The organism is Streptomyces sp. NPDC002573 (assembly GCF_042889625.1).
GTDB lineage: Bacteria > Actinomycetota > Actinomycetes > Streptomycetales > Streptomycetaceae > Streptomyces > Streptomyces gibsoniae.
Genome location: NZ_JBIARC010000035.1, coordinates 1 through 19,675 on the forward strand (window position 1 = coordinate 1; position 19,675 = coordinate 19,675).

Here is a 19,675-nt window from a genome sequence, read left to right on the forward strand (position 1 = left end):
CATCGTTCGCTGGAGCGACGGGCACGTCAGCTTGTTCACCGGCGTGGACGCCAAGGGTCTGCACGACGAAGTCCCGCTCGTGCCGGTGGGCTGACCTCTACGGAAGATGGATTCGGCGGGCAACGGTGTGCACAGCGGGTCGAGTGGACCGCCCTTCAGCGTGTGGAGTCACCGCTGACAGCGGCTTGGGTTCGGGCATTGAGGCACCTGGCCGCTTGCGCGTATCCGATGGGGGTGCTGGATCGACGCTGGATTCCCTCGCGGATCGGGCGATCACCGCAGGTGACAGCCCAGTCGTCGACGTTCCGCTTCAACGTCTAGTCGCCGCGGTAGCGTCGACGCGTTGATCTGGTAAATCTGCAGGTCAGGCGGGGTCGATCCCATCCGGGGCCGGCCCCGTCGCTGTATCCGTCGCTGGATCCGTGCTACAGGGCGGGGAACTTTCCGTCCCGGTCCCGGATCAGAAGCCGCGTCCGGCATCGGGCGTCTTCGAGGTCCATGACGCGGGTCTTCGCGGTTTGCGTCATCCAGGAGGCGGTGGGGTGCGCGATGGCGCCGAGGATCCGGATCCGTCTGCTGGCGTGCTCGATCACCGCGAATACATACAGCCACGCTCCGGATATGGTGACCGTTTCCAGGAAGTCGCACGCCGGCAGGGCGTCGGCCTGGGCGCAGGAAGTCCGCCCACGTGCTCGTAGCGCGCTCGCGTGCCGGGTCGACCCCGGCCTCCTTGAGATTCTCCCAGACGGTAGATGCGGCCACCTTGATCTGGAGGACGAGCAGAGGCTTGCAGCAACGCCGCCAAGAACGCACGATCGCTCGGAGAGAACCGGACCCGGGCGTTGCCGAGCTGGCGCTCCAGCACCGTGACCTGATGGCGCAGAGCGGGGATTCCCGTGTCTTTGGCCTGGTCGCTCATCGGCAGCAGGCGCAGCATGGCGAACGCGTTCGTCACGGTCAGGTGAGCCAGGCGCAGCAGCATGGCCAACGACCACGGCGCGGTGGTCGCCGACCGGGCGAGAGGAATCATTCGGGCGCAAGACCCCATGGGCCCCGCAGTCCGGCTCCCGCCAGGGCGGATAAGGTCTTCGGCAAAGGCAGGGTGACGGCAGGGCAACCCCTGCCGTCAGTCAGCCCCGGGCCCCCGTTGCCGGTGACAGCGGTGGTTCCTGGTGGGAGCCGTAGCGCTCCATGCGCTGCCAGCGCAGACGACTGCCGGACAGGGCCGTGGCGACCGACTGGACCACCACGAGGTACATCAACTGGCGGTAGACGAACTGCTGGAACGGCAGGCTCCACAGCGGTACGAACCGTTCGCCGTCGAGGTGGAACGCATAGGCCCCGGTGACGACCTGGATGAGCAGGAACGAGCACCACAGCAGCAGTACGTGGACGGGGTTGAGGAAGATCAGCCCGTACACGCTCAGCACATCGACCAAGGGTGCGAACAACGGCAGCAGCACCTGGAAAAGGAGGAGGAAGAGCAGCCCGCGACGGCCGAACGTGCCGGCTGAGCCGCTCTGGCGGACGGCGCCGCGGTGCTTCCACATCGCCTGCAGGGTCCCGTAGCACCAGCGGTAACGCTGCCGCCACAGGGCGCCGAGGGAAGCGGGAGCCTCGGTCCAGGCGATGGCTTTCTCCTCGTAGACCACGTGCCAGCCGTCACGCCAGATCGCCATGGTGAGGTCGGTGTCCTCGGCGAGTGTCGCCTCGGAGACCCCGCCCACGCGCACCAGTGCGGCCCGGCGCCAGGCGCCGATCGCGCCCGGCACCGTGGGCATGCACCGGGCCAAGTCGAAGAGCCGCCGGTCCAGGTTGAAGCCGACGACGTACTCGATGTGCTGCCAACGGCCCAACAGGCCGCCCCGGTTGACGACCTTGGCGTTGCCGGAGACCGCGCCGATCCGTGGGTCGGAGAACGGCTGCACCAGATGGCGGACCGCGTCCGGCTCAAAGACCGTGTCGCCGTCCATCATCACCACGATCTCGTACGAGGCGGCGGCGATCCCCGTGTTGAGCGCGGCGGGCTTGCCCGCGTTGCGCTGGCGGATCACCTGTACGCCCGGCAGCCTGAGTGCCTCGACGATGTCGGCGGTGCCGTCGGTGGAGCCGTCGTCCACGACGATGACCTCGACCGGGTGGTCGGATGCGATCAGCGACCGCACTGTCGCCTCGATGCCGGCCGACTCGTTGTAGGCCGGGACGATCACCGACACCGGTTCGGTGACCGGCGGTCCCCACACCTCCCTGGCATGTCGCCGGTGCCTGCTTGCGGCGATCATGGAGATCACCGCGCGCAGGATGCCCAGCAATCCGGCGACAAGCAGCAGCATGTCGAGTCCGTCGAGACCCCAGACCGCCCCCTTGAGCAGCCACAGCAGCCCGAGGCCGAGCAGGTGCTGGCCGGCGGAGGCCGGACGGTTGGCGTCGGTGAGGTGGAAGGCCTGGCTGACCGTCTGGAAGCGGTAGCCGCGTGCCTCGAGGCGCGGGATCAGTGTGTCCAGCGCGGCCACGGTCTGTGCGCGGTTACCGCCGGCGTCGTGGAAGAGAATCACTTGGCCGGTGGACCCGGGAGGGGTCGCGTTGCGGACGATCCTCTGCACGCCGGGCTTCTGCCAGTCCTCGCTGTCCTGGGTGACGAGCACGGTCAGGTAGCCCTGCCGGCCGAGCTGTCGCATCACGGACCAGTCGGCGTTGCCCACCGCGTCGGCGCTGGACGAGTACGGCGGGCGGAACAGGCTGCTGGTGACCCCCGCGGCGCCGGCCACCGCGAGTTGGTCCTCCCGCATCTCCAGCGTGCGCTGCCAGCTGGGCAGGCTGGGCAGATAGGGGTGGGTGAAGCTGTGCAGGCCGAGTTCGTCGTGATCCTTCGCCATCCGCGCGACCAGCTCGGGGTGCGTGGCCACGCCCGTGCCCACGAGGAAGAAGGTTGCGGGCACGTGGTGCCGTTCCAGCGCCGCCAGGACCTTGGGGGTCCAGGTCGGGTCCGGGCCGTCGTCGAAGGTGAGCACCACGGTGTGTGCCGGTGGGGTGAGCGAGACCGGCGTGGATCCGCCTGAGGAGATCACCGGGCCGCCGTTGGCGACCGAGGGCGGCACGTGGTCGACAGGTCCCTGCGGAGGGTTCCCGCCATCGTCCTGGAAGCCGAACATGTGCTGCGTGTAGCCCTCGATGAGCAGCGTGAGGGTGAGGGTCAGCACCATGGCCACCAGCAGCACCCAGTGGGTGCGTACTGGCGTTTCGCGGGCGGTGGGGCCACGCTGTGGGGAAGCGGTCACATCGGTGATTTCTGGATGAGTGACGAGTTCTGGAACTGGTCGGCTTGTCAGGGAAGCGCCGAGGAAGGGCTGCGCGGCGCTGCAAGGAGTCGGTGGGGACCTGCGGGCGCCGGACAGGGGCCCTTTTTCTGACGGCCCGTCAGGCCAGCTCGCGCGCGCCGTGGGTGGGCAGGACGGAGGGCGTCGCGGTCGGGGTCCGCCTCGGGTGCGGGAACGGCTTGTGGCTCTCGGACGGCTTCGGGCTCGGGGACGACTTCAGGCTCGGGGACGGTTTCGCGGTGGGGGACGGTGTCGCCGTCGAGGGTGACTTCGCCTTGGCGGACGCGCCGACGCTGGCCTTCGACACCGTTATCGCCCGGCTCGGGCTTCGATGCCGCTGGGCGGTGTCGGCAGCTGCGGCCGTCGGGGATGTCCGAGCCCGGGACGTCCCGGGCGCGTGCGTGGCGAAGACGCCCGCGCCCGGCTTCGGCGTCGGGTCCGGCAGTATCGGGTGCGGAAGCAGCGCCGGCAGGGTCGGGCCGCCCAGGAGAGTGCTGGCGAGCAGTGCGACGTAAGCCACTGCCGGAGTCACCAGCGCGGCCACCAGGATGCGGAGCCGCCTGCGGCGGCCTCCCGAGGTGTCGACGAAGATGGGTTTGGGAGTGGGGCGCCGTATCGGCAGGCCACGCAGACGCAGTGTGTCCCCGGAGGGCTCGGTCGGGGAACCAGCCACGGTAGGCCCCTGAAAGGGAACATCGGGAGACGCGGACGCATCAGGCGTCACTTCGTCCCCGGCGGGCGCCTGGCCCTCCGGAATGGTCTGCACAAGATCCGGACACTAATGGCTGAGAATCTGCGGGCGGTACAGGAGCCGTTGAAGCTCGCGAAAAAAGTCCGCAAAGCAGATGATCGGGTCGGCGCGGTGGGTGGCTCGGAGTGTGTCAGTCCTGCGGACTGCTGATGGTCATTTTGAAGTCGGCGCCCACGGTCAGCGGAGCCTTCAGATCCCACTCGTCGCGGTCCGCGAGCTCCTGCAGAGCCTGTGACCGGTCTACCGCCTGCGGCCAGTCGTTCTCGCGGCCGGGAGTGCAGGGGTGCTTCATGTGCTTCTGGCGGACGGTGTTGTACCGGGCTAGCCACTTCGCCTCTTTCACACCGGAGGCCGGGTTGCCCCCGAGTGTCTTGTCGGTTTCATGGGCGATTTTCACCATGCCGTCGCAGTCGTCGGGAGCCGGGCCCATCATCAGGGCGGTGTCGAAGAGGTCTTCCAGACCCAGTTCGCTCTTCACCCCCTCCTGTGCACTCAGCTTCATGGCTGGGGTGAGGTACGTGTCGTGTCCCACCTGGATCTGTAGCCTCCGGAAGGCCGGGTCCAGGGCGGCTTTCTTCCAGTCCCGCACGAACGCCTCGCCCAGCGCGCCGGTGTCATCGCTTCCCGAGTCGGCCAGTCGCTGAAGGACGGTGGTGTATTTCGCGAGCACGTTGTGGGGTGCGGCGGCGTCGTACGACTTGACCAACGCGAGCATGTCGCCGCTTTGACTGCAGAATCCGATCCACCCCGCTGTGTAGCCACAGCCGTCGTGCAGATCGGTGATGTAGGCGTATTGCGGAACGGTGGCACTGTTCTCGAACACCGCGGTGATGTCGTCCATCGTCGGGATCGCCGCCGGACCTGCCGCGGGCGCCGTCGGAGCACCGGCCGTACCACCGGCTTTGCCTGCCGTACCGGACGTGCAGCCACCCACGGTGAGCACCGCACCGAGGACGACGAGCATGGTGCGACGTATTCTGGTCAACTCCACGAACCGCTCCGGCCTGTTCCTTGCTGACTGCGCCAGTTCACTGTAGAGCCTCCTGCTCGTGGAGAAACCGCGAGCGCGAGGTTTGATCAATTACCGCTTGCTTCCTCTTGCCCTGGGGCTTTTCGGGGACTTTGGGGAGCTGGGTTTCCGCTGTTCGTGTGTCACGAACGCTGAAGGGGCGTCGATACAGGAGCTCCCGGATGCGGTGCTGTGCAAGTGATGGAGGTAGGCCCTCCGGGGGCGCACTACAGGGGGAAAACGGGGGCGCACTACAGGGGGAGAACCAGTGCAGGCCGTGCCGGCCAAGTGCCGGTCGTTGTGGGCGCTGCGGGAGGAATTCCAATCGCGTCGAAACGAGGGCGAGACCAGGGTCCTGGGACAAGTCCGGGGGCTTCGATCCAGGCCGTACGCCCCCGCCCGAGTAAGACCGGAGTAAGCCTTCGCACGCGCATTCCAGTGCGTCTTCGGGTTCAGTTACCCTACAGGTCATAGGGTCAGCGACGAAGGCCCGCGACGTACCGCGCGTCCGGCTGCCCGTTCCCGACCGCGCCGGTCCCACCGGCAGACCTCAAGGTGACGTGTCACCATGCCCGCTCAGCAGTCCGTCCTCATCCCCCCGCAGCGCGGCCCGCGCCGTGAATGGCCGCTCCCCACACCGGGGCCGAAGCTGCGCGCCCGCGCCGCCGCGGCCACTGTGTGGTACCTGCGGCTGGTCGCCGTGCTCAACATAGTCGCGGTGCTGTCGGTGCCGTTCAGGCGGGAGGTGAACGAGCACAACACCGGCCGGATCTACGCAGGGCAACGGCACCACCTGCACCACGCGGGGGCGTTCTTCACGCCGTACCTGACCACCGCGGGCCTCGTGTCAGCCGTGCTCGCCATTTTCTTCGCCCTGGTGATGCGACGCAGGAAACGGGCCGCTTGGGTCCTCAACTTGTGCCTCGCGGGGCCGCTGTTCGCGCTGTACGTCCTCGCGCTCACCCAGGACCCTTACAACAAGCACGTCTTCAACTGGGTCTCCGCCCTGCTCACCGGCCTGTTCGTGGCCGCGCTGCTGATCGGGCGCCAGGAGTTCATCGCCGTCGGCGACCGGACCAACCCGAAGCTGGCGGTGGCGGTCTTCGCGGGCGGCATCCTGGTGAGCGGCACCATCGGCACCCTGCTGGTCAGCGCCACCAACAAGATGCACGACGCCACGCTGTTCGACAAGATTGCCTACACGCTGCTGCGCGGCGTCAGCGTCGGCCCCCTCGCCGACCGCGTCGACGCCGTCCACGCCCCCCGCTGGGTGGACATCGTCATCAACGTCCTGATCGCCGCGACCTTCCTGCTCGTCCTGTACGCCTGCTTCCGCTCCCCGCGCGGCCGCGAGCTGCAGACCGCCGAGGACGAGCAGCGGCTGCGCGCCCTGCTCGACAAGCACGGTGCCCGTGACTCGCTCGGCTACTTCGCGCTGCGCCGCGACAAAGCCGTCATCTGGTCCCCGACCGGCAAGGCCGCCATCACCTACCGCGCCGTCGGCGCGGTCAGCCTCGCCTCCGGCGACCCGATCGGCGACCCCGAGGCCTGGCCCGGCGCCATCGACGCCTGGCTCGCCGAGGCCCGCCGGCACGCCTGGACGCCGGCCGTGATGGGTGCCGGCGAGGAGGCCGGCACGATCTACGCCCGGCACGGCCTCGACGCCCTGGAGCTGGGTGACGAGGCCATCGTCGACGTCGCCGACTTCACCCTCGAAGGCCGCGCGATGCGCGTCGTACGGCAGGCTCACAACCGGGTCCGCCGAGCCGGTTACACGGTGCGCATCCGCCGCCACGAGGACATCCCGGACGACGAGATGGCAACCCTGATCGAGCTTGCCGACCAGTGGCGCGACGGTGCGACCGAGCGCGGTTTCTCCATGGCGCTGGGCCGCCTCGGCGACCCGGGCGACGGGCGCTGCGCAATGCTGGAGTGCCGGGACGGCGACGACCGGCCACGGGCGCTGCTCAGCTTCGTGCCGTGGGGCGAGCAGGGCCTGTCCCTGGACCTGATGCGCCGGGACCGCGACTCCGAGAACGGCCTGATGGAGTTCATGGTCGTCGAGCTGCTACTGCGAGCCCAAGAGCTCGGCGTCGAGCGGGTGTCCCTGAACTTCGCGATGTTCCGATCGGTCTTCGAGCGCGGCGCCCGCCTCGGTGCCGGGCCCTTCCTGCGGCTGTGGCGTTCCATCCTCACCTTCTTCTCACGTTGGTGGCAGATCGAGTCCCTCTACCGCGCCAACGCCAAGTACCGGCCGGTCTGGGAGCCCCGCTTCCTGCTGTTCGCCAAAAGCAGCGACCTCCCGCGCATCGGCATCGCCAGCGCGCGTGCCGAGGGCTTTCTCACCCCGCCCGCGCTGCCGTCCCTCAAGCGCCGCCGGGAGGGGCCGGCCGAGTCCGTCGACAAGACGGTCAAGTTCCCCGCATGACATGACCGTTGAGCTGGTTCATATGGCGTCACCTGAAATAACGACGGCACCTGCCGACGCCATACGCACTTGCCGGTCGCCGGTGTCCGCGCGCGAGGAGGCCACGGCCAGCCACAGAGCCGGGGCTCCGTAGCAGGTCAGGATGGGGCTGCAGACATTCCGCTTCAGCGTGTGAGCGGATGAGATGACACCACGTCGCAGACGTGGCAAACATGCTGGTCAGAAGGGGTCGGGCTCCTGGGGGCCCGACCCCTTCGCCGATCCCGTGCCCGATTGGTGCCGGGTATTCTGACTTGACGTCAGGAGCGTTCAGGCGCCGTAGACGGTGGAGCGATGTCCGACGTGTACCACCCACACGACCAGCTCGCCGTTGTCGATCGTATAGATCACGCGATGGTCGCCCACCGGTAGGCGGCGGCGGTCGGGCTGGGAGACGAGGGTTGTGGTGTTGAACCCCAGCGGGTCGGTCTCCAACTCGGCCAGCTTGGCCAGAACGCGGAGGGCCATGTCCCGCGGGACCTTGCGCAGCTCGGCCTGAGCCTCGGGTCGGAAGACGGTGCGGTATTCACTCACTGCGCGCCAGCGTCTCCCTCATGACGTCCTCGATCGGGATGCCGGGTGCCGGGTTGGCCATGCGCTCGTCGATGATCCGGTTGATCTCGCGCTCTTCCCACTCCTGGTACTTGCGCAGCACTTCGATGGAGACGACGGCGACGACCTGCCTGCCGCGTCGGGTGATCACGGTGGGTACGTCGTCCCGGTCGGCTCGCTCCACGACCTCGGCGAGGTGTGCCCGGACATCGCGAATGCTCATGACTGCTCTGGGATGCCGGGTAAACCGTCAGGGTGCTGGATCTGTGCTGGATGCGACTTCGGGGAGGCGTGTTTCCGCAGGTCGCAGCGTCGTGGCTGACGTTCCGCCGCAACGTCTGACACGACCGGCGAAAGGCCGCCCGACCTGCGCTGGGGCAGGCCGGGCGGCCTCTGTCGTGCGGCCGGTGCGCGGCTGTGCCGTACGCGACTTGTGGCGGAGCCGGGTGCCGGGGCGCACAGATGTGCCGACCTCGCGACGATCCGCCGTCGCCCGTGACACTTGATCATCAGGGCGCGCTGAAAGTAGTGACCCGGGCGGGGTCGGGCCGCCTGCTCTCCGGGGGGAGGTACGCGGGCGGCTTGCATCAGGGGCAGGTCCGTTCATTCCCCGTGACGGGCCTGCCCTTGATCGGTTTTGGCGTTGACCCGTCGACCCTTGGGCGCAACGCAACGATCCCCACCCGCATCAGCGAGTGGGGATCGTGTTCGAGCGCCGGGCAGGCCTTGCACCTGCATTTCCCCGCAGGAAGCGGGGCGTCTTTCCTTGGACCACCAACGCGCGGCCGGTTCCCCGGAGTTCCGGTAGCCGGCGCAAGATCGACTATAGCGCATGCGTGCGATCGGTGTCACACCAAGATCGTGGGGCGTGTGCGCTCGCGGGTTCCGGCGCCACATCCGTCAGTGATGTGACGTAGGTCACTCAATAAAGGCACGCCGACTTGGGCAACTCTTGGTCGGATTCGGCAGTCCTCTTTGCGAAAACTACAACCACTTCTGTCCTCGAGGTTCGCATGAGACTTCGCCGTTCCCTGGCCCTCGCGGCCGCGAGCGCCGCACTCGCCCCGGCCGTCCTGCTCGTGGCCCCCGTCGCCCACGCGTCCGACGGCAGCCCGTCGCCGACGGTCGAGGAGACCACCACGACGGACGGGACGCCGACGCCCGACCCCACGGACACCACCCCTGCGGCCGCCGACACGACCCCGGCCGCGAACGAGACCACCCCGGCGGCCGACGACGCGACCCCGTCGGCTTCGGCCCCGGCCTCTTCGTCCGCGTCGGCGTCGGCCTCCGCGTCCACCTCCGCGTCCGCCTCCGCCTCGCCGTCTCCCTCGGGGCCGGTGCAGTGCGACGACCAGAACCCCAAGTTCGACGACAACCTGCAGACCAGCCTCTCCGGCCTGCCGTCGAAGATCGTCGCGGGCAGCGGCTTCCACGGGTTCAAGCTGAACGTGAAGAACTCCGGCAGCCACGCCTACCAGCGCGTCGACCTCGGTGTGTTCGCCGCCCAGGTCGACGAGGACGACTTCTTCGTCGACACCAGCCACCTCACCCTGCAGTACAAGGACCCGGACACCGGCAAGTGGACCGGCATCTCCCTGGACGACGAGGACGAGGGCGCGGGCTACCTCGGCTACACCGACATCAAGGCCAAGGAGTCCTTCTCCATCGACCTGCGGCTCGCCGTGGACGCGAAGGCCCCGGCCGGTCTCGGGTTCGCCATCAGCATCGGCATGTACGCCGACGACGAGGGGAACTGCGTCGCCTCAGGTGACGACAGCTACTACGAGTTCGAGATCCTGAAGCCCGGTTCCGCCCCCGGCGACGTCAACGACGCCAAGCCGCAGGGCGGCAGCAAGCCGCTGCCGGCCAAGCCGGCCGGCGACAAGCAGATCGACCCCACGGGCCGGCTCGCGTCGACCGGTTCCAGCTCGGCGCTCCCGACCATCGCCCTGGTGGGCGGTGCCGCGGTCGCCGTCGGCGCCGGAGCCGTGTTCGTGGTGCGCCGCCGCCGGACCGCCGGCACGGACGCCACCGTCTGACCGATCCGCTGATCCCGTCGTAGGGGGCCGCGGCGCCGGGCGCGCCGCGGCCCCCCACGCGTGGGTGCTCACTGTCCGGGGGGCAGGATCTGCTCCGCCCAGATGGTCTTGCCGGTGGGTGTGTAGCGCGTCCCCCAGCGATGGGTCATCTGGGCGATGATGAACAGGCCCCGGCCCCCTTCGTCGTCGCTGGCGGCGTGGTGCAGGTTGGGGGCGCTGTGCCCGGTGTCGGAGACCTCGCAGATCAGGGCCTGGTCGCGGATCAGCCGTACCTGGATGGGCCCTCCGACGTAGCGGATGGCGTTGGTGACCAGCTCGCTGAGGACCAGCTCGGTCGTGAAGACCAGCTCCTCCAGCCCCCACTCGTCGAGCTGCTTGCCGACGGTGGTGCGGACGGCGCCGACCGCCGCCGGGTCCGCGGGCAGCTCCCACTGGGCGAACTGCCTCGGGTCGAGCATCCGGGTGCGCGCCAGCAGCAGTGTGGCGTCCTCGTCCACCGGGCCTGGCAGTAGCGTGGCCACCACCTGGTCGCTGAGCTCGCGCAGGGGCCGCCGGTGGTCGCCGAGGATCCGGGCGAGCTCGGCGAGCCCCGCCTCGGTGCTGCCCGCCGTCTGGAGGAGGCCGCCCGAGAACAGGGCGAGGAGACTGCCCGGCCGCAGCTGGAGTTCGGTGCTCTCGTACGGCGGTCCGGCCACCCCCAGCGGCGGGCCGGGCGGCAGCCGGGGGCAGTCGGCGGCCCCGGTGTGCGGTTCGACGACCATCAGCAGCGACTGGCCCGCGTGTGCCAGGCGGCACCGGCCCGAGACCGGGTCGTACACCGCGTACAGACAGGTCACCCCCCTGGCCGCATCGGTCTGCGCCTTGGTACGGCCCCGCTCGTGGGCCGTCACCGGTTCGTTCGCGGTCTGCTCGACCAGGTCGTCGAGACGCGTGAGCAGCTCGTCCGGGGCCAGGTCCAGCCGGGCCAGGACCTGGACGCCCGTGCGCAGGCGCCCCATAGTGGCGGCGGCCCGCAGACCGCCCCCGAGCACGTCCCCGACGACCAGGGCGACCCGGGTCCCGGACAGGGGGATGACGTCGAACCAGTCGCCGCCCACACCGGACCCGCTGTCCGCGGGGAGATAGCGGCTCTGTGCCTCCAGACCGGTCATCGGGGGCAGGGCGCGCGGGAGCAGGCTCCGCTGGAGTTTCAGGGTCGCGGAGTGGTCCCGGGTGACCACCAGCATCAGCAGGAAGCCGAGCAGCAGGGCGCCGAGACCCACCACCGTGGCCCCGCCCGTGCGTCCGATCAGCGGCAGATCGATGACGGTCGCGTCGTACCGGGGGTTGGCGTCCACGTCGAAGGCGGCGTAGAGGAACAGGAAGAGCATGATCAGCCCGCCCAGTCCCGGCAACACGCCCTTGAAGACGAGGTCACGGGCGCTGCGGCCGAGGACCCTGCGGTGGTACCAGACGCAGGCGAAGCCGGTCAGCCCGTAGTAGAACGTGATCGCGAGGCCGACCGCGTCGATCGAGTCGGCCAGGATGTTCCGGCTGAACGAGGTCAGCAGGACCAGGACGGCGATCGAGAGCGCGCCCATGGCGACGGTCGCCCAGCTCGGCGTGAGAAACCTGCGGTGCACCCGGGCCAGCGGGGAGGGGACGGCCTTGTGGGCCGCCATGGAGAAGACGGTGCGGGCCAGGGGCAGGATGCTGGTCTGGGTGCAGGCCACCGCCGAGGTCAGCACCATGAGGATCAGCACTCTCGACAGAAACGGTCCCGCGCCGGTGCCGCCGAAGACGGCGTTGCCCAGGCCGGACAGCACGTCGCCCGCGTTGTCGCGGTTGCCCAGCCCGATGCCCGAGGTCCCGACCCCGGCGAACGCCTGCGCCGAGGTGGACACCAGCCCGTAGGTGACGAGGAGCAGCGTGATGGAGACGATCACGGCGCGCCCGGGAGTGCGCGCGCTGTCCACGGTCTCCTCGTTGACGGAGGCGGCGGTGTCCCAGCCCCAGTAGAGGAAGACCGCGGCGAGGAGGCCCGCGGTCAGTGCCCTCGGCGAGGGCACCTCGAAGGGGTTGAACCAGGAGGCGGACACGTGCATGGCCGTCGGGGCAGCGTTGGTGTACGCCCTGACCAGCGCGGTGACCGCGAAGAGGACGAGCACCACGACCTCCAGGCACAGCAGCCAGCGCTGTACGGCGGCCGAGAGCTCGATGCCGATGTAGCAGATCGCGGTCATCACGGCGATCCAGACGATGCCCGCAAGGGTCGTCCACATCCGGTCGTGCGCCAGCGACTCGTAGCCGAGCAGCCGGAAGCCGTAGATCCCGGCGATCTCGGCGACGTTGGTCATGAAGAGGATGTCGGCGACGATGATCCCCCAGCCGCCCATCCAGCCCACGCGTGGCCCGAAGGCGCGGGTCGCCCAGGTGAAGGCGGTGCCGCAGTCGGCGTTGCTGGCGTTCAGTTCCCGGTAGGCGTACGCGATCAGCAGCATCGGTACGAACGCCATGATGGTGATGATCGGGGCCTGGAGCCCGACCCCCGCCACGATGAGGCCCAGGGTGGCCGCGAGGCTGTAGGCGGGTCCGGCGGAGGCCAGGCCCATCACGACCGAGGAGAACATGCCCAGCGCGCCGGTCTTCAGCCCCTTCCGGCCCACCCCGGAGCCGGGAGCGGGGCGGCTGGCGGACGTGGCGCCACCGGGGGGCCTCACGCCCGCTGCCCGCTTCGGAGCCGGGGCGGGCGGCGCGAGCCGGTCGCCGAAGGCAGCCGGAGGGCGGGCCCGCCCGCCGTTCGCCCGACGGTCCGGGTGGTACGCACGCTGTCGCACGGGATCCGGCCACCTGTTCGTGCGTGGGGCATGATCCCTCCAGGCGCGACTATCACCTGTGTCGGTCAAGGTCGACTGTGCGGCACTGTCACCCACCCTGCCCCTCCTGTTCGGGATTAACAACAGAAGTGGCTTTCGCCCCTCCTCGGGGTCCGGGCGGCGGTCGCTCTCCTGTGCGAGCCCGGGGGAGACGCACGCTTCCCCGCGAAGTCGTCCTGTCGGTACCCCGTGGAAGGATGTGCGCGCATCGGGGTGGGAGTGCACACGAGGGGCGACATGGGGGCTGTCGGGACGGCCGGGGGCGGCGGCGCGGCGCCGGTGGGGCGCAGGGCGCGGGAGCTGTCGGCCGAGGCGGCGCGGCTGCACGACGCCGCGCGTTCGCTGCTCGACGACCACGCCCGTGCGGTGGAGGCGGTGCGGACGGCCCTGGCGCCGCTGCGCGCCGAAGTCGTCGCGGGGGAGCTGGAGGGCATCCCGGTCGCCCGGCTGAAGGACGCCACGGAGGGGCGGCTGCGGATCACGGCGATCGAGGCCGCCGGGTTCGCGACCGTGCGGTCCGTGTACGAGGCCCGCCGCCATGAGCTGCGCCGGCTGCCCGGCGTGGGGCAGCAGACCGCCGACCGCGCGCTCGCCGCCGCCGGGCAGATCGCGGCGGCCGTGGAGGAGACGGTCACGGTCCGCCTGGATGTGGACGACCCCGGCCCCCGCACGCTCGCCCTCCTCGGTGCCCTGTACCCGCTGGTCGAGGCCGGGCCCGAGCTGCACCGGGCCGTGGACGCCGCCACGCGGCTCGACGAGCGGCTCGGCACCCTGCTGCCCGCGGCCCGGACCGCCGGCGTACGGCTGCGCCTCGCGCTCCTCGGGCGGCGCAGACGTCAGGAGGTGCTCGACGCGGTCGCCGGGATCGGGGACGTGCTGGCCGACGCCGCCGCCCGCGGGGTGCCGCTGCTGCTCGCGCAGGCCGGTGCCGACCTGCTGCGCGGCCCCGTCTCCGATCTGGAGGCCCTGGTCGACTTCGAGGTGCGGTCCGCGGAGTACTACGGACTGCTCACCGAGGTCTGCGCCCGGGGCCCCGCCACGGCGGCCGGCGAGGGCGCGCTGCCGGCCGAGGTGGCCGAGCGGGTGCGCGCCCAGCCGCTCGACGACACCCACCGTCGGGTCTCCCTGCGCGGCTACCAGTCCTTCGGCGCCCGGTTCGCCCTCGCCCAGCGCCGGGTCGTGCTCGGCGACGAGATGGGGCTCGGCAAGACCGTCCAGGCCATCGCCGCGCTCGCCCATCTCGCGGCCGAGGGACACCGCCACTTTCTCGTGGTCTGCCCGGCGGGCGTACTGATCAACTGGACCCGGGAGATCGGCGCCCGCAGCACCCTGCGCGCGATGCTGGTGCACGGGCCGGACCGCGCGGAGGCCTACGAGGAGTGGCGCGAGCGCGGCGGGGTCGCGGTCACGACGTACGACACGCTGCACACCCTGCCCGCGCCCGACGGCGCACCCCCCGGGATGCTCGTCGTGGACGAGGCGCACTACGTGAAGAACCCCGCCACCCGGCGGGCCCGGGCCGTCACGGTGTGGACCGAGGCCTGCGACCGCGTCCTGTTCCTGACCGGCACGCCCATGGAGAACCGGGTGCACGAGTTCCGCACCCTGGTCCGCCGGCTCCGCCCCGATCTGCTGCCCGAGGACCACCAGGGCGGCGGTACCGGCGGGCCGGGGGCCTTCCGCGCGGCGATCGCCCCCGTCTATTTGCGCCGCAACCAGCAGGACGTGCTCACCGAGCTGCCCGCGCTGGTACAGGTCGACGCCTGGGAGGAGCCGAGCCCCGGGGACCGGGAGGCCTACCGCAAGGCGGTCTCCGAGGGGAACTTCATGGCGATGCGCCGGGCCGCGTACGCCGACGCCGAGCACTCCGCCAAGCTGCGCCGACTGCGCGAGCTGGTGCGGGAGGCCGCGGAGAACGGGCTGAAGGTGGTGGTGTTCTCGTACTTCCGCGAGGTGCTCGCGACGGTGCGCGGCGTTCTCGGGGACGGGGTCGTCGGGTCCGTCTCGGGGGACGTGCCCGCCGCCCGCCGGCAGCGGCTGGTGGACGACTTCGCGGCGGCCGACGGGCACGCGGTGCTGCTGGCCCAGATCGAGGCGTGCGGCACCGGCCTCAACCTCCAGGCGGCCTCCGTGGTGATCCTGTGCGAGCCGCAGCTCAAGCCGACGCTGGAGCACCAGGCCGTGGCCCGCGCCCATCGCATGGGCCAGGTCCGCACGGTCCAGGTGCACCGTCTGCTGGCGACGGACACGGTGGACGACCGGCTGCTGCGCATCCTGCGGAACAAGGACCGCCTCTTCGACGTCTACGCCCGGCGCAGCGAGGTCGCGGAGGCCACCCCGGACGCCGTCGACGTCTCGGACGCGTCCCTGGCCCGCCGCATCGTCGAGGAGGAGCAGCTCAGGCTGGCCGCCGAACCGGCCTGACCGGCCCCGTACGCCCCCGCCGGTCAGGTGCTCCGGGCCGGTCCCGTCTTCAGTCCGGCCCCGCACAGCGGCACCATCACCGGGGCGATCCCCCCGTTCGAGCGCAGCCGGGACGGCGGGATCGACTCGAGCAGTCCCTCCCGCGCCGCCGCCCAGCCGGCCGCCGCCGTCGGCTCGACGTACAGGCCCTGGGACGCCAGATCCTGCTGGGCGTGCCGGATCTGATCCTCCGTCACGGTCAGGAAGCGGCCGCCCGAGTCGCGTACCGCGCGCAGGATCTGGCGGGCCCGCGGAGGGCGGGGGATCGCGATGCCCTCGGCGAAGGTGGGGGCCATGGGGATGGGGCCCGTCAGGTCCTCGGCGCCCTCCTCCCAGGCGTGCGCCAGCGGCGCGACCGCCGCCGCCTGCACCGCGTACAGCGCCGGACGGCGGTCGATCAGGCCCGCCCCGAACAGCTCGGCGACGGCCAGGGCCGCGCCGAGCAGCAGGGTGCCGTTGCCGACGGGCAGTACGAGCACGTCCGGCAGCCGGCCCCCGAAGTCCTCCCACAGCTCGTGCACACAGGTCTTGGTGCCGTGCAGGAAGTACGGGTTGTAGGCGTGCGAGGCGTAGAACACCCCCGGCTCGTCCGCCGCCTCACGGGCGGCCTGCGCCGCCGCCTCCCGGTCGCCGTCGACCAGGTGCACCCGGGCCCCGTGCGCGCGGATGTGTTCCCGCTTCTCGGCGGAGGTGCCCTCCGGCACGTACACCGTGCACGGCAGTCCGGCCCGGGCGCAGTACGCGGCGATCGAGGTGCCCGCGTTGCCGCTGCTGTCGGAGACCACCTGCCGCGGGCCCAGCCGCTGCGCCAGCCCGATGAGCAGGACCGCGCCGCGGTCCTTGAAGGACAGGGTCGGCATCAGGAAGTCGAGCTTGGCGCAGATGCCCTCCCTCAGCTCCACGAGCGGTGTACGGCCCTCGCCGAGGCTGATCGAGGGGGCGGCCAGCGGCAGGGTCTCGGCGTACCGCCACAGGGAGTTCACCCGTCCCTTGAGGGATTTGAGCGATGCGGGGGTCGGCGCGAAGTCCAGGTCGAGCGGACCTCGGCAGACGGGACAGCACCAGGCGAGCGACTCCGCGGTCACGCGGGTGCCGTCCGCCGGGCAGAAACAGTCCGGCAACAGTGTCATGCGGCCAGGGTAGTTGTCCGGTTCGTAACGGTATGTCATGATCGCCGCCTGGTGCCCGTGTTGGGCGCGCATGCGTCGCGCCCGCACCGTCGTACGCCTCGCGCACCCGTACCACCGACCGAGGCGTCATCAGCGTTCCACCGATGAGGAGGACTCTCGGATGCCAGTGATGCGGCATGCTCGGCGGCGACTGGCCGGGATCGGCACGGCGGCCCTGCTCGTCGGCCTCGTCTCCGCCGCTCCCACGCACGCCACGCCCGCTGCCCAGGGCACGGTCCGGTACGAGGGCGCGGTGAACACCGTCCCGGGCAGCTACATCGTCCTTCTCAAGGACGGCGTACGGGCCGACTCCGACGACGGCAGGGCCCTCGCCCGGAAGTACGCCTGCACCATCGGGCACACCTACGTCAAGGCGATCAACGGCTACGCGATCCACGCCACCGCGTCGGCCGCGAGGCGGTTCGCCGCCGACCCGGCCGTCGCCTCCGTCGTCCAGAGCCATGTCTTCCGCATCGCGTCGACGCAGAACAATCCGCCCTCCTGGGGGCTGGACCGCATCGACCAGAAGACCCTGCCCCTCGACGGCAGATACACCTACCCCGACTCGGCGGGCCAGGGGGTGACGGCGTACATCATCGACACCGGGGTCCGTGTCACCCACAACGACTTCGGCGGGCGCGCCTCCTACGGCTACGACGCCGTCGACAACGACAACGTCGCCCAGGACGGCAACGGGCACGGCACCCATGTCGCGGGCACGGTCGCCGGGGGCGCGTACGGCGTCGCCAAGAAGGCGAAGGTCGTCGCGGTCCGCGTCCTGGACAACTCGGGCTCGGGCACCACCGACGAGGTCGTCGCGGGCCTCGACTGGGTGGCCCAGCACCACAGCGGCCCGTCCGTGGCCAACATGTCCCTCGGCGGCCCCGCCGACAGCGTGCTCGACACCGCCGTCCGCAACACCATCGCCTCCGGCGTCACCTTCGCGGTCGCCGCGGGCAACAGCGACGACGACGCCTCCGGCTACTCGCCGGCCCGGGTGGCCGAGGCGATCACCGTCGGCGCCATCCAGCAGGGCGACGGGCGCGCCAGTTACTCCAACTACGGTTCGGTGCTGGACCTGTTCGCGCCGGGTTCCTCGGTCAGGTCCCTCTGGAACTCCAGCGACACGGCCACGAACACGCTGTCCGGCACGTCGATGGCGACACCGCATGTGACGGGGGCGGCCGCCCTCTATCTGGGGGGCCATCCGACGGCCACGCCCGCGCAGGTCGCCGCCGCGCTGACGGCCGCCGCGACCACCGGTGTCGTCGCCGCCCCGGGAACCGGCTCGCCCAACCGGCTGCTCGACGTCGGCGGCGGCACCGGCACGCCCGTTCCGCCGCCCCCGACCCGGCCCCGTTTCGTGAACACCACGGACTACCCGATCCGCGACTTCTCCACCGTCGACTCGCCGATCACGGTCACCGGGGTCCCCGGCAAGGCCCCCGCGAACCTCGCCGTCGAGGTGCACATCCAGCACACCTACATCGGTGACCTGCAGATCCAGCTGGTCGCGCCGGACGGCATCGCGCATCTGCTCAAGCCCGTGGGAGCCGGCGGCAGTACGCACGACATCAACACCACGTACACCGTGAACGCCGCGTCCCGGACGGCGAACGGCACCTGGCGGCTGAGGGTCGGCGACTTCGGGATGTTCGACACCGGGAAGATCGACTCCTGGGCGCTCCAGTTCTGATCCCCGGCCAGGAGGATCCCGCTGCCCGCACCTACCATGCGCGTCGTACATCTGTTCTGCGCGCATGTCGGACGAGGAGCGGTACCCGTGGCCATACCCCCGCCCCCCGGGCCCCAGCAGCCCGGGGGCCCGTACCCGCAGGGTCCGTACCAGCAGCCGTACGGACCCGGGCTGCCGTATCAGCCCTGGGGGCAGGGGTACTCCCCGTACAACCGGCCGGCGCCCGTCAACGGGCTCGCGATCGCCGCGCTCGTCCTCGGCGTCCTCTGCTTCCTGCCGGCCCTCGGGCTGGTCCTCGGACTGATCGCGCTCGTGCAGATCCGGCGGCGCGGCGAACGCGGCCGGGGGCTCGCGATCGGCGGCGTCGTGATGTCCTCGCTCGGGCTCGCCCTGTTCGTGGCCGCCTTCGCGACGGGCGGCGCGCACGACGTCTGGGAGGGCGTCAGGGACGGGGCGCGCGGCGACGGCGCGGCGTTCTCCGTGCGGAAGGGCGAGTGCTTCGACGCGCCGGGCGGCTCGCTCGAGGGCGAGGCGTACGACGTGGACAAGGTGCCCTGCTCCGGACGGCACCAGGCCGAGGCCTTCGCGAACTTCGCGCTCCCGGGCGGCCGTTTCCCGGGCGACGGCGCGATCAACGAGAAGGCCGGCGACCGGTGCTACGCGCTTCGCGGTACGTACGCCATGGACTCCTGGGCGATCCCCGACGATGTCGACGTCTACTACTTCACCCCCACCCGGGACAGTTGGGGCTCCGGCGACCGCCAGGTGACCTGCATGTTCGGCAACACCGACGGGCGGGGCACCCTCACCGGCACGCTGCGCCGCGACGCCACCACCCTCACCGACGACCAACTCGCCTATCTGCGCGCGGACGCGGTGCTGTACACCGCCCTGGACACCGCTCCCGACGCCGCGTACGTCGAGGACGACCTGCCGGGCCACCGCAGATGGGCGGCGCGGGTCGCCACGGCGCTCGCCGACCAGACCCGGCGGCTGCGGGCCCACGACTGGCCGGACGGCGCCCGGGAGCCGGTCGCCGGGCGGGCGGCGGACCTGGACCGGGCCCGCGAGGAGTGGGGCACGGCGGCCGCCGCCACGGACGCCGACGCCTTCTACGTCCACTACGGCCGGGGCAGCGCGCTTCTGGAGGGCCGGACGGCAGTCACCGCGCGCAAGGCTCTGGGCCTGGCCACCACTCCTCCGGCACGCGACACGGAGGGCGGCTCGGGCTCCGGAGGTGCCTCGGGCGGTGGAAAGCAGGTGTGACGGCCGCCATACCGGGCAGAAAATGCCTGCGTAAAGCCATCGGAAGAACCGGGTCATCACTTCGAGTGATTCTCTGGCCACTACTTGC

Annotated in this window: 12 protein-coding genes and 1 pseudogene; 5 read left to right on the plus strand and 8 right to left on the minus strand. The window is 70.9% G+C overall.

The features are described 5' to 3' along the window. Window positions 1-428: 428 nt before the first annotated feature. The 4 genes and pseudogenes from ACFYX0_RS28655 to ACFYX0_RS28670 all read right to left on the minus strand — a co-directional run. Window positions 429-982: pseudogene (locus ACFYX0_RS28655) on the minus strand (integrase); the annotation flags it as partial. Window positions 983-1,130: 148 nt separating this feature from the next. Next, a complete protein-coding gene (locus tag ACFYX0_RS28660; protein ID WP_388974399.1) occupies window positions 1,131-3,203 on the minus strand; it encodes a bifunctional polysaccharide deacetylase/glycosyltransferase family 2 protein in 2,073 nt (690 codons plus the stop codon). A 214-nt stretch (window positions 3,204-3,417) separates the two neighbouring features. After that, the gene (locus ACFYX0_RS28665) at window positions 3,418-3,990 is read right to left on the minus strand and encodes a hypothetical protein (RefSeq protein WP_388974287.1); all 573 of its coding nucleotides are present in this window, start codon (window positions 3,988-3,990) and stop codon (window positions 3,418-3,420) included. Between the two features lie 208 nt (window positions 3,991-4,198). Beyond that, a complete protein-coding gene (locus ACFYX0_RS28670) occupies window positions 4,199-5,032 on the minus strand; it encodes a chitosanase (RefSeq protein ID WP_388974289.1) in 834 nt (277 codons plus the stop codon). A 613-nt stretch (window positions 5,033-5,645) separates the two neighbouring features. Between ACFYX0_RS28670 and ACFYX0_RS28675 the strand changes: the two genes are divergently transcribed. After that, window positions 5,646-7,505 (plus strand): phosphatidylglycerol lysyltransferase domain-containing protein, encoded by a 1,860-nt coding sequence (locus ACFYX0_RS28675; protein ID WP_388974291.1) that lies wholly within the window; start codon window positions 5,646-5,648, stop codon window positions 7,503-7,505. Between the two features lie 309 nt (window positions 7,506-7,814). Here ACFYX0_RS28675 and ACFYX0_RS28680 read toward each other — a convergent pair whose 3' ends face one another. Both ACFYX0_RS28680 and ACFYX0_RS28685 read right to left on the minus strand, forming a co-directional pair. Further along, on the minus strand, window positions 7,815-8,078 hold the full coding sequence (locus ACFYX0_RS28680; RefSeq protein WP_388974293.1) for a type II toxin-antitoxin system RelE/ParE family toxin: 264 nt from the start codon (window positions 8,076-8,078) through the stop codon (window positions 7,815-7,817). Beyond that, complete coding sequence (locus tag ACFYX0_RS28685) at window positions 8,071-8,319, minus strand: type II toxin-antitoxin system Phd/YefM family antitoxin (protein WP_388974295.1); 249 nt, start codon at window positions 8,317-8,319, stop codon at window positions 8,071-8,073. The genes ACFYX0_RS28680 and ACFYX0_RS28685 overlap by 8 nt, the downstream gene beginning before the upstream one ends. A gap of 790 nt (window positions 8,320-9,109) precedes the next feature. Here ACFYX0_RS28685 and ACFYX0_RS28690 point away from each other — a divergent pair. After that, window positions 9,110-10,138, plus strand: coding sequence for an LPXTG cell wall anchor domain-containing protein (locus ACFYX0_RS28690; protein ID WP_388974297.1), 1,029 nt, complete (start codon window positions 9,110-9,112; stop codon window positions 10,136-10,138). Between the two features lie 68 nt (window positions 10,139-10,206). Here the strand turns inward: ACFYX0_RS28690 and ACFYX0_RS28695 are convergent, their stop codons facing one another. Further along, window positions 10,207-12,954, minus strand: coding sequence for an amino acid permease (locus ACFYX0_RS28695; protein WP_388974299.1), 2,748 nt, complete (start codon window positions 12,952-12,954; stop codon window positions 10,207-10,209). A gap of 276 nt (window positions 12,955-13,230) precedes the next feature. Between ACFYX0_RS28695 and ACFYX0_RS28700 the strand changes: the two genes are divergently transcribed. Beyond that, window positions 13,231-15,417: a DEAD/DEAH box helicase gene (locus tag ACFYX0_RS28700; protein ID WP_388974301.1), complete on the plus strand. Its 2,187-nt coding sequence runs from the start codon at window positions 13,231-13,233 to the stop codon at window positions 15,415-15,417. A gap of 23 nt (window positions 15,418-15,440) precedes the next feature. Here ACFYX0_RS28700 and ACFYX0_RS28705 read toward each other — a convergent pair whose 3' ends face one another. Then, window positions 15,441-16,586 (minus strand): pyridoxal-phosphate dependent enzyme, encoded by a 1,146-nt coding sequence (locus ACFYX0_RS28705; protein ID WP_388974303.1) that lies wholly within the window; start codon window positions 16,584-16,586, stop codon window positions 15,441-15,443. A 160-nt stretch (window positions 16,587-16,746) separates the two neighbouring features. On the opposite strand from ACFYX0_RS28705, the gene ACFYX0_RS28710 reads away from it, so the two are divergent. After that, on the plus strand, window positions 16,747-18,321 hold the full coding sequence (locus ACFYX0_RS28710) for a S8 family serine peptidase (RefSeq protein WP_388974305.1): 1,575 nt from the start codon (window positions 16,747-16,749) through the stop codon (window positions 18,319-18,321). A gap of 87 nt (window positions 18,322-18,408) precedes the next feature. Next, window positions 18,409-19,587 carry a DUF4190 domain-containing protein gene (locus ACFYX0_RS28715; RefSeq protein WP_388974307.1) on the plus strand — a complete coding sequence of 393 codons (1,179 nt, stop codon included), beginning with the start codon at window positions 18,409-18,411 and terminating at the stop codon, window positions 19,585-19,587. The last annotated feature ends 88 nt before the right edge of the window (window positions 19,588-19,675 follow it).

Bases quoted from the DNA above. Each gene is read 5' to 3' on its own strand.
- ACFYX0_RS28660 (WP_388974399.1), bottom strand. From the start codon at position 3,203: ATGGTGCTGACCCTCACCCTCACGCTGCTCATCGAGGGCTACACGCAG.
- ACFYX0_RS28670 (WP_388974289.1), bottom strand. From the start codon at position 5,032: ATGCTCGTCGTCCTCGGTGCGGTGCTCACCGTGGGTGGCTGCACGTCC.
- ACFYX0_RS28675 (WP_388974291.1), top strand. From the start codon at position 5,646: ATGCCCGCTCAGCAGTCCGTCCTCATCCCCCCGCAGCGCGGCCCGCGC.
- ACFYX0_RS28685 (WP_388974295.1), bottom strand. From the start codon at position 8,319: ATGAGCATTCGCGATGTCCGGGCACACCTCGCCGAGGTCGTGGAGCGA.
- ACFYX0_RS28690 (WP_388974297.1), top strand. From the start codon at position 9,110: ATGAGACTTCGCCGTTCCCTGGCCCTCGCGGCCGCGAGCGCCGCACTC.
- ACFYX0_RS28700 (WP_388974301.1), top strand. From the start codon at position 13,231: ATGGGGGCTGTCGGGACGGCCGGGGGCGGCGGCGCGGCGCCGGTGGGG.
- ACFYX0_RS28705 (WP_388974303.1), bottom strand. From the start codon at position 16,586: ATGACACTGTTGCCGGACTGTTTCTGCCCGGCGGACGGCACCCGCGTG.
- ACFYX0_RS28710 (WP_388974305.1), top strand. From the start codon at position 16,747: ATGCCAGTGATGCGGCATGCTCGGCGGCGACTGGCCGGGATCGGCACG.